This is a genomic window from Sphaerisporangium sp. B11E5, assembly GCF_039871875.1.
Taxonomy (GTDB): domain Bacteria; phylum Actinomycetota; class Actinomycetes; order Streptosporangiales; family Streptosporangiaceae; genus Sphaerisporangium.
The window spans coordinates 1-12,638 of record NZ_JBDPMD010000023.1; the positions used below are offsets into that span (position 1 = coordinate 1).

Below are 12,638 nucleotides of genomic sequence, written 5' to 3' on the forward strand. Positions count from 1 at the left end.
TTGGTGATCGTGGGCGCGCCCCACTTCTTCTCCAGCACGACGTTACGGCCCTTGGGCCCCAAGGTCACCTTCACGGCGTCAGCGAGCTGATTCATGCCACGCTCAAGACCGCGCCGGGCGTCCTCATCGAACGCGATCATCTTCGAAGCCATCTGCGCTCCCGTTCCTGCTCGTGATGGGTGTGCCCCGGGACGGCGCCCGCGACGGACGGCGCACCCGCGGGGACCACCCGCGGGCGACCTCGCCGCCCCGGCACACACCGTGCGGTTGGCACTCCTTGGTGGTGAGTGCCAGACGTCGCCCCGACTCTACCCCCATGTTGCGTGTCACGCATATATTGCGTGACACGCAATATCGGATAGAGTCGGGGGCATGACCGACGACGCCATGGACCTCCGGGCGCGCAACCGGCGCGCCACCCGTGAGGCGATCAGCCACGCCGCGCTGCGCCTTGCCATCGAGCAGGGCCCCCACGGGCTGGCCCTCGTGCGCGTCACCGACATCGCCACGGCCGCAGGCGTCTCGCCGCGCACCTACAACAACTACTTCTCCAGCAGGGAGGAGGCGATCTGCGCCCTGCAGGCCGACCAGGCGCGGCGCCTGGGGGAGGCGCTGCGCTCGCGCCCGGCCGGCGAGCCGTTCGACCAGGCCGTCATCGCCGCCGTGATCGAGCTCTACACCGACCCCGAGCCCGACAAGGCCGGCCTGCGCATGATCATGCAGACCCCCGAGCTGGAGGGCGAGGCCCTGAAGGCGTTCACCATGGCCGAGCCTCCCCTCGCCGAGGCCATCGCGGACCGCACCGGCACCGACGTCACCCGTGACCTGTTCCCCGCCGTCACGGCCGCCGCCGTCGCCGGCGCGGTCCGCGTGGCCGGCCGGCACTGGCTCGCCCCCGCCACCACCGAATCCTTCGCCACGATCCTGCGCGCCGCGCTGTCCTGCGTCGTTCCCTCCACCCCGGACTTCTCGTCGTCGCGCTGCCGCCGGGATTGATGCGGGGCGAGTACGCCTCGCCGCCGAGGATCGTCGGCGACTCCCGGGTCGCGTGCGGAGAATCGTCGCCCTCGCCGCCTGTTCATGCCATGAAAAGGCTTAAAGACGACACATGCCGTAACGGCGGGAAATGCGAATAGAAGGCGGCGTGATTTCCTGTAACCCCGGCTGTGCCTGCCGCTTCCCGGGATGAAGATTCCTTCACCGGCGCCGGAAACTCCGATGACCGCGGCGAGTGAAATCAATGGCCATGGCTATACCATTCACCAGGCCAATGAGCGTATTCACAAGGGGTGATATGTCCACTAAGCAGCTTTTCATGAATCTCGCGATTCTGGGGATCGCCGCCGCCTCTCCGGTGCCGCTCACCGCGGCCGGCGCGTTCGCGGAGGCGGCCGTCGCCGGGGCCGCGCATTCCGGCCACGCCGCCGCGGCGGACGTCAGCCGGCAGAGCGTTATCGACCGGGCGAAGACCTGGAATCCCGGCACTCCCCAACGAGTGCCGTACAGCCAGAGCAAATACCACAACGGCTATCGCACCGACTGTTCCGGCTACGCCTCGATGGCGCTCGGGCTCAAAGCCCCGGGGCCGAACACCGTGGCGCTCGCCTCACCGTCGATCAGCAGCCCGATCGCGATGTCCGCGCTGCTCCCCGGTGACCTCGTCATCGACGCCATCGGCGACAGCAACTCCCGGCACGTCGTCATCTTCGAGCAGTGGGCCAACCCCGGTCACACGTCCTACTGGGCCTACGAGCAACGCGGCGGGTACGGGACCGACCACCGCGTCCTGACCTACGGGCTGAACGCGGGCAGCCAGTTCCGCGCCTACCGCCCGCGGGTGCTCGGTGGCGGCGGCGGCGCCCCGGGGCCCGGCGGGAAGGTCTGGGTCGACACGTTCGCCAACGCGACCGGCTACCGGGAGCCGAACACCGGCGACGCGCAGGGCACCCTCGACAAGGGCACCAACTACGTGTACTGCCGGGTCTGGGGCGCCGAGGTGCGGCACGGCAACGACCACAACCACTGGTGGCTGCGTACCGACCTGGACCACACCAACCCCGGCAAGAACGGCCGCGGCGCCTACGTCTCGGCGTACTACCTCAGCAAGTGGGGCAACGACGAGGCCAAGGACAACGCGGGCCGGGACATCCCGAACTGCTGAGCCCTTGAGCGACCCGGCGGCCGTCCCGCGACGGCACGCCGGGTACCCGTCCCCGCCCGGGACCAGGGACCTGGCGGGGACGGGGTCAGGAGAAGTTGCCGCCGACCGAGTAGGTGACCAGGGTCGTCAGGACCTCCTTGACCGAGTTCCGGTCGCGGACGTCGCACAGCACGATGGGGGCCACGCCGTCGAGGCCGAGGGCGCGGCGGATCTTGTCAGGGTCGTGGCGGCGTGCGCCTTCGAAGCAGTTGACCGCGACCACGAACGGCAGGCCGCGTTGCTCGAAGTAGTCCACCGCGGGGAAGCAGTCCTGCAGCCGGCGGGTGTCGGCGAGCACCACGGCGCCGAGCGCGCCGAGGGCCAGCTCGTCCCACATGAACCAGAACCGGTCCTGGCCGGGGGTGCCGAACAGGTAGAGCCACAACCCTTCGCGGACGGTGATGCGCCCGAAGTCCAGCGCGACGGTCGTGGTGGTCTTGGTCTCCACCCCCGAGACGTCGTCCACGCCGACCCCGCGATCGCTGAGCAGCTCCTCGGTGTGCAGCGGGCGGATCTCGCTGATCGTGCCCACCATGGTCGTCTTGCCCACCCCGAAGCCGCCGGCGATGAGTATCTTGATGGCCATCGCCGGGACGGCGCCGGTGGCAGCGGCCCGGTCAGAGGCTGCGTAGCGCATGCAGCACTTCCCTGTAGATGCGTTCGTCGATCGCCTGCGCGGCAGGCTGTGGTCGTTCGATGCTCACGAGGCCCTCGCGCCGCAGGTCGCCGAGGATCACCCGGATGATATTGATCGGCAGGCGAAGTTGCGCGGCGACGTCCGCCACCGGTGTGGGTCTGCGGCAGGTCGCGAGGATGGCGAGGTACTCCGGGGTCAGGTCCGGCTGCTCGAAGGGAATTGCGACGGTCGTGACGATGGCCACCAGGTTGAAGGCCTCGCCCGGTGGGCGTGCACGGCCGCCGGTCAGGCCGAAGAGCCTGACCAGCGGCCCGGGATCCTCTCCCGTCACGGCCTGGTGCCGTTCCAGGCGGGAGCGGGGGCGGCTCCCCTCGGCAGAGTGGACAGGTGCTCGCCGACACGCTTGACCAGCAACGCCATCTCGTAGGTGACCATGCCGAGCTCGGCGTTGCCGGTGGCGATCACCGCCAGCCGGGCGCCCTGGCCGGCGGCGGTCACGAACAGGAAGCCCTCTTCCAGCTCCATGATGGTCTGCCGGACCCCGCCGAGCCCGAAGTGGCGCCCCGCGCCGAGGGCGAGGCTGTGGCTGCCGGCGGAGATGGCGGACAGGTGCTCGGAGTCCTCACGGGTCAGCCCTCGCGAGCCGCCCATGGCGAGACCGTCGGCGGACAGCACGATGGCGTGCCGGATGCCGGGGACACGCTGGGTCAGGTCGTCGAGCAGCCAGCTCAATTCAGGTCGGTGGTCGGGCATGGGAGGCCCTCCTTTCGATTCCGCGTTCTTCATCTACTTCTGGCCGGCCTCGCCGCGGCCCTGTTTCCAGCCGCGCTGCATGGACGACATGATGGTGAAAAGCTCTTCGGGGGAACGCGCGGTGACGTCGCGCTGCTCGGCGGCCCGTGCCCGGCGGAGCTGGGGGGCCATGTTGGCCTGCCGCACCCGCACCGGCAGCCCGTCCAGGTCGTCGTCCTCGGTGCTCGGCACGAAGCTCTGCGGCCGGGGGAAGGACGTGCCCGCGGAGCCCTCCGCCGGCGCCGCCTGCGGTGCCGGGTTCACCGGTGTGGCCGCGGTTCCCGGCTGTGCGGGCGTGGGCGGGGTTGCCGGGTGTACCGGCGCGGCCAGGTGGCTTCCGGGAGAGGTACGCGGGACGGCCTGGAACCAGTCGGACGGGGGTTCCAGGACGGGCACGGGCCGGTCGTCCCCGGGAGTGCCGTACCCGACGGGTCCCTGGGGCCAGTCGCCGAGACCGGGTCCGCCGTGTCCGCCGTTCCCGCCGTATCCGCCTTGTCCATCGGGTCCGCCGGGTCCGCCGGGACCGCCACTTCCTCCGGGTCCGCCGTTCCCGCCGTGACCGCCGTCTCCACCGGGCCCGCCGTGGCCGTACCGGCCGTTGGGGCTGTCCGCGCCGGACGGCTCTGCGACGCCGTGCAGGGCGCGCGGGGCCGTGGGCGACGCGGTCGTGAGCGCCTTCACGTGACGGGCGACCGTGGTGGGGCCCTCCGTGGGGACGGCGGGGTCCCAGGTGACCGTCTCGGCGTGGCCCGGCGCCGCGGCGGGGGCCAGAGGCTCAGGGATGGCGAGCAGGGACGGGGGCAGCAGCACGATGGCCGTCGTGCCCTCGTACGGGGAGCGGCGCAGCGAGATCTTGATGCCGTGCCGGGCGGCGAGCCGCGCCACCACGAACAGGCCGAGCCGGTCGCTGTCCACCAGGTCGAACTCCGGCGGGTTCGCGAGCTTGGCGTTGAGCTCGTCGAGGACGTGCTGGCTCAGCCCGAGCCCGCGGTCCTCGACCTCCAGGGCGAAGCCGTTCGCCGCGGTCATGCCCCGCACGGCGACGCTGGTCTCCGGCGGCGAGAAGACGGTGGCGTTCTCCACCAGCTCGGCGACCAGGTGGATCACGTCGGCCACCGCGACGCCGAGCAGCGGCGGCGCCTGCGGCATGGGCGGCACGATGACCCGGGTGTAGTCCTCGACCTCCAGCACGGCGCTGCGCACCACGTCGAAGATCGACACCGGGTCGCGCCAGCGGCGGGCGGGTGTCGCGTCGGAGAGGATGACGAGGTTCTCGGCGTGCCGCCGCATGCGGGTGGTCAGGTGGTCCAGCCGGAACAGGTCCTCCAGGATGTCCGGCTCCTCGACCCGGCGTTCCATGGTGTCCAGCAGCGTGAGCTGGCGGTGGAGCAGCGCCTGGTTGCGCCAGGCGAGGTTGAGGAACACCTGGCCGACGCCCTTGCGGAGCTTGGCCTGGTCGACCGCGGCCCCGACCGCGGTGCGCTGGACGGCCGAGAACGCCTCCACCAGGCGCTCCACCTCGGCGGTGCCCGCGGACTCCAGCTCCGGTGCCTCGGTGGCCGGGTCCACGTCGTCGCCCCTGCGCAGCCGCTCGACCAGCCGCGGCAGCCGTCGCTCGGCCATCTCGGCGGCCGAGTTCTGCAGCCGCCTCAGCTCCCTGATCAGGGAGAGGCCGAACCGGTAGGACAGCAGGATCGACGCGACGACGGCGAGCAGGCCGATGCCGAGGATCAGCCCGATGCGCCAGTACGCCGACACCTTGTCCGCCTGCCGCTGCTCCTCCGACCAGAACAGTTCGTACTGGGTGTCGCGGACGATGCTCTGCAGCAGCAGGTCGGCGTCGCTCTTGTACAGGCCGGTGTCCAGCGGCGGCGCGCCGGTCGAGTTCCAGTTGAGGATCCTGTCCTCCACCGCGCTCAGGCGCTTGTGGGGCAGGCTGCGTGCGAGGTTCTCGTAGTGCACGCCGAGCGTGGGCTTCAGGTCGCGGCCGGCGTCCGCCATGGCGATGCGGCGTCCGGTCATCGCGGCGACGAACGCGGCGCGGTCGGCCGGGCTCATGTATCCCCGTGTGACCGCGCTGGTGAGGACGGCGTTCTCCCGGCTCAGGTATTCGGCGGCGGCGATGTAGGCGGCCATGCCGCGCACGGCGCGGTAGGACGGCACGTCGCTCAGCGTGTCCTCGTCACTGAGCTGACGGTACGCGTCGTCGATCAGCCGGTCGTACGCCTCGATGATCCTGAGTGGCGAGGAGAGCGTGCCGCTGTCGGCGGACTGCCGCAGCGACCGCAGCGATTCCAGGCCGCCGAGCAGGGCCCGCACGTCGCCGGGGGTCTCGGCGTCGCGCACGCCGCCCGGCGTGGCGAGCTGGCGCAGCCGCTTGACCTGCTCGTCGGTGGCCCGGCGCTGGTCGGCCAGCGCCTGGTTGCCGCCGGTGGCGCCGCCCGCGAGGGCGGAGGCCTGACGTTCCCGCTGCAGCTCGTAGACGAGTTGCAGCACCGGGGAGCCGATGGTCTGCCAGCGGCTCTGCGTGCGGGAGATCTGCGTGAGTTCCTGGATGCTGGCGTACGCGATCACACCCCACAGTGCGACCATGGAGACCAGGGGAAGCACGAGGATCCTGAGAAGCTTCGTGCGGATCGGTCGGGGCGAGCTCATCCATCAAGTCCAATGTGCGTGTGCTGTGCGCGGCAGGCGACCGCGGGCCGACGCCTTCCCCGGGTATCCCCCCACGGCTGGTGCGCCTATGACCGGGCTAACGATGCCACTGGGACATTCGTGCCTCAAGACGACAATAAGAAGATTGCATATCGATGTTGCCAGAGATGGGCATTTTTCTCGCGCTGTGTCACCGATGCCGCAGAGATTCCACGAAGCGTTACCCAACGGAGTGTCGTGATCACAGTCAGGCCGGGCCGCGTGGTCACCCGGGCACGCAACGTCATCGAGGTCTGAGCGCAGAGGTGGTCAGCGAGGTGAAGGTGCCGGTCCCGGCGATGTGGCCGCCGTCGAGGACGATCACACGGTCGGCCGTGCGGAGGGTGGAGGGGCGGTGGGCGATGACGAGGGTGGTGCGGTCCCGGCTCGCCTCGGCCATCGCGGTGTTGATCTCGTGTTCGCTCTCGGTGTCGAGGTGGGAGACGGCTTCGTCGAGGATGAGGATGGGGGCGTCCTTGAGCAGGGCGCGCGCGATGGCGACGCGCTGACGCTGCCCGCCGGACAGGTGGGCGCCGAGCTCGCCGGGGACGGTGGCGTAGCCGTCGGGCAGGGCGGCGATGAAGTCGTGGGCCCTGGCGGCCCGGGCGGCGGCCTCCACTTCGGAATCGGTGGCGCCGGGGCGGCCGAGGCGGATGTTGTCGCGGATCGGGATGGTGAAGAGGTGGACGTCCTGCGGCACCAGCGTGATGAGGCGGCGCAGGTCCTCCTGCGGGAAGTCGCGGACGTCGTGGCCGCCGATGCGGACGGCGCCGCCGGTGACGTCCCACATGCGGGTCAGCAAGGCGGCGCAGGTCGATTTGCCCGCGCCGGAGTGCCCGGCCAGCGCGACGGTCTCGCCGGGTTCGATGGCGAAGGTGACGCCGGTGACGGCGTCCGGCAGGTGCGGGGCGTAGCGGAAGGTGACCCGGTCGAAGGTCACGCGCGGGATGACGGGCCCCGGCGGGGGTGCGGTGACCCGGTCGGTGACCGGGGCGGGGGCGTGCAGCAGGGTCGTGATGCGGCCGGCGGCGGCGATCACGAGGTTGAGGTCGCGTGCGACGTCGGTGACGGCGATGACCGGGGCGAAGGTGGTGGCCGCCAGGACCACCGCGACGGGGAAGTACGCGTGGGGCAGGCCGCCGCCGTTGACGAGCACCGCGGCGGTGACCAGCACCGAGAGCAGGCCGACCACGGTGAGGGCGTTGGTGGCGGCGTGCTCGGCGCCGGAGCGGCGGCCGTGGGCGAGCTTGGCGTCCAGCAGCAGCCGGTCCTGCTCGCGCAGACGCTGGAGCTGCCGCTCGCCCGCGCCGGAGGTGACCAGCTCCCGCACGCCCTGGATGGTGTCGACCGCCTCGGCGCTGAGCTCGCCGATCCGCGCCCGCAGCTCCGCGCCGTGCGCCTCGGCGTGGCGGCGCAGCCAGGAGGGGACCGTGGCCAGCAGGACCAGCGGGGGGGCCAGGGCGACGGCGAGGCCGGGGTGGAGGACGCCGAGCGCGGTGAGGGCGGCCACCGGGACGGTCACGGCGCTGACGAGCGGGCTGAGGGTGTGGGCGAACCACGACTCCAGTTGCTCGACGTCGGAGACCGCGGCGGCGCCGAGGTCGCCGGAACGGCGTTCCATCAGGTAGCCGGGGGAGAGCCGTTCGAACGCGTCGTAGACCTGGCCGCGTACGTCGGCCAGCACCCGGTACGCGGCGACGTGCGCGAGGTAGGACTCCAGCCACGGGGTCAACGCGAGCAGGGGGAGCAGCGCGGCGAGGGCGATCACACCGCCGCGCAGGTCGTCCACGCTGGCGCCGGTGACCGCGCGGCTGACCACCCAGGCGCCGGTGCCGGCCGAGGCGAGCACCACCAGGTGGTGGGCGATGCCGCTGATCGCGGCGGCGACCAGCAGCGGCCGGTGCCGGCCGACCAGCCCGAGCAACGGCCGCAGCCGGCGGGACGGCGAGGTACGGGGCGGGGTGACGGCGACGGCGGTCATGCGGCTCCCTCCTGGGCGGCGACGAGCCGGGCGTAGGCGCCGCGGCGGGCGAGCAGGCCGGTGTGGTCGCCGGCCTCCACGACCCGGCCGGCGTCCATGACCACCACCCGGTCGGCGTCGCGGACGGTGGACAGGCGGTGGGCGATCATCAATGTGGTGCGGCCGCCGGCCAGGGTGTCCAGGGCCTGCTGGATGCCGGACTCGTTGGCGACGTCGACGCTGGCGGTGGCCTCGTCGAGGATGAGGACGGGAGCGTCCTTGAGCAGGGCGCGGGCGATGGCGATGCGCTGGCGTTCGCCGCCGGACAACTTCATGCCGCGCTCACCGACCACGGTGTCGTACCCCTGCGGCAGCGCGGTGATGAAGTCGTGGGCCCGTGCCGCCCGCGCGGCGGCGTGCAGCTCGGCGTCGGTGGCATCGGGTTTCGCCAGGGTGAGGTTGTGGCGCACGGTGCCGTGGAACAGGTAGGTGTCCTGCGACACCACGGCGATCTGGGCACGCAGCTCGGCCAGGGACATCTCGCGGACGTCCCGCCCGCCGATGGTGATCCGCCCGCCGGTGGCGTCGAAGAAGCGCAGCAGCAGCGAGGCGACGGTGGTCTTGCCCGCGCCCGACCGGCCGACCAGCGCCACCCGCTCGCCCGGTGCGACGTGCAGGGAGAAGCGCGCCAGCGCGGCCCGGCCGCGTTCGCGGTAGGTGTGGCTCACGTCCTCGAAGGTCACCGCCGGAGGGCCGCCGGTCCGGGCCGGCACGGTCCCCTCCGGGGGCGCCGGGGTGTCGATCACCTCGAAGACCGCCTTCAGGGAGGGGACGGCGTTGTAGCTCGCGTGGTACGCGGCCTGCAGGTCCCTGAGCGGCCGGAAGCACTCCGCGGTGAGCATCAGGATGATCAGCAGCTCGGTCGGGGTCAGCTCACCCGCGGCGAGCCGCAGCGACCCCGCGCCGAGCGCGACGGCCGTGCCGAGCCCGACGACGAACGCGACGCCGCCGACGTACAGCACGACCACGGCCATCAGGCGGATCGAGTCCCGGCTGAACCTCTCGGCCACCCCGGCCAGCTCGGCGCCGCGCCGCCGGGAGGCGTTGAACGCCTTGAGCGTGGCCATGCCCTGCAACGCGTCGAGGTTCTCGGCGTACAGACGCTTGTACGCCGTGAACCAGGCGGCGTTGCGGCCCCGCAGCACCCGGTCGGAGAAGAGCGGCAGCAGCGGCAAGGCCACCGCGCACGCCAGCACGACGCCCCCCACCAACGGGTCGAGCACGAAGATGTACGCCGTCACGCCGACCGCCCCGATGATCGTCGCGACGAGTTGCGGCAGGAACCGCCCGACGTAGGCGTCCACGGTCTCGATGCCGTCCACGAGGCTCGACTGCGTGGCCCCCGTGCGCCCCCGCTGCGCCCACCCGGGCCCGAGCGCCAGCATCCGGCCCGCCATGCGCTGCCGCAGGTCCGCCTTCACCGCCCCGGAGAGCCGCGGCGCCGCGGTCTCGCGCAGCACCAGTGCCCCGCTCCGCGCCACCTGGAGAACGGCGACCCCGGCGAGCTGCCACACGATGTCCATCCGTCCCGCGAAGACGGTGGCGAGGATGTGCGCCACCAGCAGCCCCTGGCCGACGTACGTGGCGGTGACGGCCAGCAGCAGCCCGGCCACCCCGGCCATGCGCCACCGCACCCCCGGGGTCAGCAATCGCACGATCACGGCTCCTCCAACCCTCAGGCTGCATTTTTCTCGCAGTTGCGAATAACTCGCAATAAGGAACCTAGAGGACCGTCCGCTCCTGGTCAACGGGTGCCGTCGTCGTCACGGGGAAACGACGGCGCCCCCGGACTCCGGCCACGAAGGCCGGACTCCGGGGGCGCCGGGGGTCAGAGGTGCCGCTACCGCACCGAGGCCAGGTCGCCCGGGCGGTCGACGTAGAGCTTGTCGAACTCGGCGAGCGGGGCGAAGCCGGCGAAGTTGGCGTCGACCTCGCGGCGCTCCGCCGCGCTGGGGTTGGCGTTGGTGCAACTCACCGGGGCGCTGGAGCCGGACATCAGGTCGGTGCAGAGGCCGGTGCGCCGGTCGGGCAGGCCGAGGATGTGGCCGATCTCATGGGTGGCGATGCGCAGGGGGTAGTAGCCCTGGGCGGTCGCCTCCCTGCCCATCCAGATGGTGCCCCGGCCGAGGCTGGTGACCCTCGCGCGGGGCCAGCCGTTGTCGGCGAGCACCACGAAGTCGGCGGGCGTGCCCGCCACGAGCCGGACGTTGACGACGCTGGCGTTCCAGACCTGCGCGGCCTGGTCCACAACGGTGCGGAACTCGGCGGCCCGGCTGGCGTCGTACCGCAGCACGCGTACCGCGGTGGCCTGCGCGGGGGACACGGTGGACAGGACGGCGAGGCCCAGGATCAGGGCCGTGACGGTCCGCAGGAACCGTGAGAGGTGCATCGGGGTCTCCTCGGTCGGGGGTGACCACCGCGAGGCGCACCTGAGAGGACCACCGGCGGGGGTGGGCCGGTGGTCGCTGGAGTCCTCGGGTGGGGCTTCCGCCAACGTACGCTCGGCGGGCCGTTCCGGGGATACGCCAGTTCTCCCCTACTACGGTGTTATGGACCGGGGCCACCACCCATGAGCGTCGGCGACGAGGCCGAGCTCTGTCAGACGGTGCAGATCACGCCGTTCAGGGTGTAGTTCAGCGGCGGGCCGTCGGGCGCGGCGCGTGAGACGACGAAGCCCACCTCGGCCCAGCTTCCCGCGGCCATGCCGGTGCCGGCCCAGACGGCGCCCCTCACCTCCACGATCGGCGGCGCCGTGGCGAAGACCCCGTTCCAGGCCGGGCCGAGGGTGTCGCCCGCGGGCAGCTCGAAGTGGCCGATCCACGGGGAGAACGGCTCGGTGCCGGTGTTGTTGTAGCGCAGGCTGGCGACGTACCCGGTGGGCCATTCGCTGGTGATGGTCAGGTCCACGTCACAGGAGAACCTCGCCAGGGGTCCCATGGCGTGCGCGGTACCGCCGCCCCACAGGGCGGTCGCCAGCAGGCCCGCCGTGCCGATGCCCGCGAGGCGTTTGAGAGGTCGCATGGTCTGCCTTCCGGTCAGCCGATCTGCCCCGTGCAGCCCGACACGCGCGGCCCGTGGCCGAGTGGATGAGCGGGTGAGGTTCCAGGACCGCACGGCTCACCTTCTCGGGTGGCCTGGGGCGGGAGAGGAGCGGTTCGAGGTGGATCGTCAGCCGCCCCTGATCCGCTGTCAACAGCGGCCTCTCCCCGGCCTCATCCGGGCAGGTGGAAACGGTCCAACGGCCTGAAACTTTCGCTACGCGGGCCGCCGTCCCGGAGATCGTTCATTCGTGGTAGAGGTCGCCGCTGAGGTACTTGAGACCGGTGTCGACGGCGACCGTCACCACCGAGCGGCCGGCGCCGAGCTCGCGGGCGAGCTCGATCGCGCCCGCGACGTTCACCGCCGACGAGGTGCCCGCGAACACCCCTTCCAGCCGTGCCAGCGGCAGGGCCAGGCGCCGCGCCTCCGCCTCGTCCACGGTCCGCGCCTCGTCGTACGCGCCGGGGGTGAGCAGGGGCATGACCATGCCCGTGCCGATGCCCTCCACCCGGTGCGGGCCGCCGTGGCCCCGGGTGAGCATCGGCGAGGAGGCGGGTTCGAGCGCGACGACCCTTGCCGGGTGGCCGCCGGCCCGCAACGCGGCGGCGACGCCGGCCAGCATGCCGCCGGTGCCGACCCCGGCGCAGAACGCGTCCACCGTCACCCCTCCGGCGGTGGCCTGGCCGGCGATCTCGCGGCCCATCCGCTCGTATCCGGCGAGGGCGTCCGTGTTGTTGAACTGGTCGGTCCAGAAGGCGTCCTCGCGTTCGACGATCCGATCGACCTCCTCGCGCATGCGGTCGAACAGCGCGGGCGTGATCCGTCCCTCCTCGCTCGGCACCACGGTCAGCTCGGCGCCGAACGCCCGCATGGTGCGCAGCTTCTCCGGCGAGAACGCGTCCGAGGTCACGATCGACAACGGGTAGCCCTTGACCGCGCAGACGAAGGCCAGCGAGGAACCGGTGCTGCCGCCGGTGAACTCCACCACACGCCGGCCCGGACGCAGCCGGCCGTCGCGCTCGGCCCCCTCGATGATGGCGAGCGCCATCCGGTCCTTGTAGCTGCCGGTGGGGTTGCCGCTCTCCAGCTTCACGAGCACCTGCGCCGCCCCCTCGGGGACGATGTGCGCCAGCCGCACCAACGCGGTGCCCCCGATCGTCTCGGTGACGGACGAAGAGATGACGGGTGACATTCGACGGACTCCGGTTTCGTCGGGGGCGGATGCGGCCGGACTCCCCACCTTGTCCATCACGCCC

General features: G+C 72.0%; 11 protein-coding genes. 2 read left to right on the forward strand and 9 right to left on the reverse strand.

The features are described 5' to 3' along the window. Positions 1-372 precede the first annotated feature (372 nt). Both ABGB17_RS20940 and ABGB17_RS20945 read left to right on the forward strand, forming a co-directional pair. Entirely contained in the window at positions 373-996 is a 624-nt protein-coding gene (locus ABGB17_RS20940) for a TetR/AcrR family transcriptional regulator (protein ID WP_347632029.1), read from the forward strand. A gap of 319 nt (positions 997-1,315) precedes the next feature. Then, a complete protein-coding gene (locus ABGB17_RS20945; protein ID WP_347632031.1) occupies positions 1,316-2,161 on the forward strand; it encodes a hypothetical protein in 846 nt (281 codons plus the stop codon). Positions 2,162-2,246: 85 nt separating this feature from the next. Here the strand turns inward: ABGB17_RS20945 and ABGB17_RS20950 are convergent, their stop codons facing one another. The 9 genes from ABGB17_RS20950 to ABGB17_RS20990 all read right to left on the reverse strand — a co-directional run bounded on the left by ABGB17_RS20950 (position 2,247) and on the right by ABGB17_RS20990 (position 12,574). After that, complete coding sequence (locus ABGB17_RS20950; protein ID WP_347632033.1) at positions 2,247-2,837, reverse strand: ATP/GTP-binding protein; 591 nt, start codon at positions 2,835-2,837, stop codon at positions 2,247-2,249. After that, positions 2,818-3,168 carry a DUF742 domain-containing protein gene (locus ABGB17_RS20955; RefSeq protein ID WP_347632035.1) on the reverse strand — a complete coding sequence of 117 codons (351 nt, stop codon included), beginning with the start codon at positions 3,166-3,168 and terminating at the stop codon, positions 2,818-2,820. The genes ABGB17_RS20950 and ABGB17_RS20955 overlap by 20 nt, the downstream gene beginning before the upstream one ends. Further along, positions 3,165-3,590 carry a roadblock/LC7 domain-containing protein gene (locus ABGB17_RS20960; RefSeq protein ID WP_347632037.1) on the reverse strand — a complete coding sequence of 142 codons (426 nt, stop codon included), beginning with the start codon at positions 3,588-3,590 and terminating at the stop codon, positions 3,165-3,167. Before ABGB17_RS20960 ends, ABGB17_RS20955 begins: the two co-directional genes overlap by 4 nt. Before the next feature lie 33 nt (positions 3,591-3,623). Beyond that, a complete protein-coding gene (locus ABGB17_RS20965) occupies positions 3,624-6,284 on the reverse strand; it encodes a sensor histidine kinase (protein WP_347632039.1) in 2,661 nt (886 codons plus the stop codon). A 283-nt stretch (positions 6,285-6,567) separates the two neighbouring features. Beyond that, positions 6,568-8,304, reverse strand: a complete 1,737-nt coding sequence (locus ABGB17_RS20970) for an ABC transporter ATP-binding protein (protein WP_347632041.1) — start codon at positions 8,302-8,304, stop codon at positions 6,568-6,570. Beyond that, positions 8,301-9,998 (reverse strand): ABC transporter ATP-binding protein, encoded by a 1,698-nt coding sequence (locus ABGB17_RS20975; RefSeq protein WP_347632043.1) that lies wholly within the window; start codon positions 9,996-9,998, stop codon positions 8,301-8,303. Before ABGB17_RS20975 ends, ABGB17_RS20970 begins: the two co-directional genes overlap by 4 nt. 185 nt (positions 9,999-10,183) lie before the next feature. Next, the gene (locus tag ABGB17_RS20980) at positions 10,184-10,732 is read right to left on the reverse strand and encodes a snapalysin family zinc-dependent metalloprotease (RefSeq protein WP_347632045.1); all 549 of its coding nucleotides are present in this window, start codon (positions 10,730-10,732) and stop codon (positions 10,184-10,186) included. 209 nt (positions 10,733-10,941) lie between these two features. Then, on the reverse strand, positions 10,942-11,364 hold the full coding sequence (locus ABGB17_RS20985) for a cellulose binding domain-containing protein (protein WP_347632047.1): 423 nt from the start codon (positions 11,362-11,364) through the stop codon (positions 10,942-10,944). A 262-nt stretch (positions 11,365-11,626) separates the two neighbouring features. Further along, a complete protein-coding gene (locus ABGB17_RS20990; RefSeq protein WP_347632049.1) occupies positions 11,627-12,574 on the reverse strand; it encodes a PLP-dependent cysteine synthase family protein in 948 nt (315 codons plus the stop codon). Positions 12,575-12,638 lie beyond the last annotated feature (64 nt).

Coding starts and splice junctions, on each gene's coding strand:
- ABGB17_RS20940 (WP_347632029.1), top strand. CDS start 373: ATGACCGACGACGCCATGGACCTCCGGGCGCGCAACCGGCGCGCCACC.
- ABGB17_RS20965 (WP_347632039.1), bottom strand. CDS start 6,284: ATGAGCTCGCCCCGACCGATCCGCACGAAGCTTCTCAGGATCCTCGTG.
- ABGB17_RS20985 (WP_347632047.1), bottom strand. CDS start 11,364: ATGCGACCTCTCAAACGCCTCGCGGGCATCGGCACGGCGGGCCTGCTG.
- ABGB17_RS20950 (WP_347632033.1), bottom strand. CDS start 2,837: ATGCGCTACGCAGCCTCTGACCGGGCCGCTGCCACCGGCGCCGTCCCG.
- ABGB17_RS20945 (WP_347632031.1), top strand. CDS start 1,316: ATGAATCTCGCGATTCTGGGGATCGCCGCCGCCTCTCCGGTGCCGCTC.
- ABGB17_RS20980 (WP_347632045.1), bottom strand. CDS start 10,732: ATGCACCTCTCACGGTTCCTGCGGACCGTCACGGCCCTGATCCTGGGC.
- ABGB17_RS20970 (WP_347632041.1), bottom strand. CDS start 8,304: ATGACCGCCGTCGCCGTCACCCCGCCCCGTACCTCGCCGTCCCGCCGG.
- ABGB17_RS20960 (WP_347632037.1), bottom strand. CDS start 3,590: ATGCCCGACCACCGACCTGAATTGAGCTGGCTGCTCGACGACCTGACC.
- ABGB17_RS20990 (WP_347632049.1), bottom strand. CDS start 12,574: ATGTCACCCGTCATCTCTTCGTCCGTCACCGAGACGATCGGGGGCACC.